General features: G+C 70.3%; 1 protein-coding gene. It reads right to left on the reverse strand.

Annotated features, from left to right (window positions below):
* A partial coding sequence (locus tag ACIRPX_RS45945; RefSeq protein WP_404206139.1) for a 2-oxoacid:acceptor oxidoreductase family protein occupies positions 1-1,287 on the reverse strand: 1,287 nt, incomplete at both ends.

Genomic DNA, 1,287 nt, shown 5'->3' on the forward strand with positions numbered 1-1,287 from the left:
GTGGTTCGGGCCCCGCGCGAACTGCACGCCCAGGTCCGGCAGTTCGTCCAGTTCCGGGATGCGCCACGGCTCGGAGCCGTTGGCCAGGTAGCCGTCGGAGAGCAGCATCACCGGGGTGCGGTAGACCAGTGCGATCCGCGCCGCCTCCAGGGCGGTGTCGAAGCAGTCGGCCGGCGTGCGCGGGGCGAGGACGGGCAGGGGTGCTTCGCCGTTGCGGCCGAACATCGCCTGCAGCAGGTCCGCCTGCTCGGTCTTGGTGGGCAGGCCGGTGGAGGGACCGCCGCGCTGGATGTCCACCACCAGCAGCGGCAGCTCCAGGGAGACCGCCAGACCGATCGTCTCGCTCTTGAGGGCCACACCCGGCCCGGAGGTGGTGGTCACCGCGAGTGAGCCGCCGAACGCCGCGCCCAGCGCCGCGCCGATCCCGGCGATCTCGTCCTCGGCCTGGAAGGTGCGCACCCCGAAGTTCTTGTGCCGGGACAGCTCGTGCAGCACGTCCGAGGCCGGCGTGATCGGATACGAGCCCAGAAACAGCGGCAGGTCCGCCTGGCGGGAGGCGGCGACCAGACCGTAGGCCAGGGCCAGGTTGCCGGAGATGTTGCGGTAGGTGCCCGCCGGGAACGCGGTCGCGGCCGGCGCGATCTCGTAGGAGACCGCGAACTCCTCCGTCGTCTCCCCGAAGTTCCAGCCCGCCCGGAACGCCGCCAGGTTCGCCTGCGCGACCTCGGGCCGCCCGGCGAACTTCGTCCGCAAGAACGCCTCCGTCCCCTCGGTGGGACGGTGGTACATCCACGACAGCAGCCCCAGCGCGAACATGTTCTTGCAGCGCTCGGCCTCCTTGCGGGACAGGTCGAAATCCTTCAGCGCCTGCACCGTCAGCGTGGTCAGCGGCACCGGATGCAGGCTGTAGCCGTCCAGCGAACCGTCCTGCAGCGGCGAGGCCGTGTAGCCGACCTTCTGCATCGCCCGCCTGGTGAACTCGTCCGTGTTCACGATGATCTCCGCGCCCCGCGGCAGATCGCCCACATTCGCCTTCAGCGCCGCCGGATTCATCGCCACCAGCACATTCGGCGCATCCCCCGGCGTGAGGATGTCATGGTCGGCGAAGTGCACCTGGAAGGAGGAGACCCCCGGCAGCGTCCCGGCCGGCGCCCGGATCTCCGCCGGGAAGTTCGGCAGCGTCGACAGATCGTTCCCGAACGACGCCGTCTCCGACGTGAACCGGTCCCCGGTCAGCTGCATCCCGTCCCCGGAATCCCCCGCGAAACGGATGATCACCCGGTCCAG

The sequence above is a fragment of the Streptomyces sp. NPDC101225 genome (assembly GCF_044767585.1).
Taxonomy (GTDB): Bacteria; Actinomycetota; Actinomycetes; order Streptomycetales; family Streptomycetaceae; genus Streptomyces.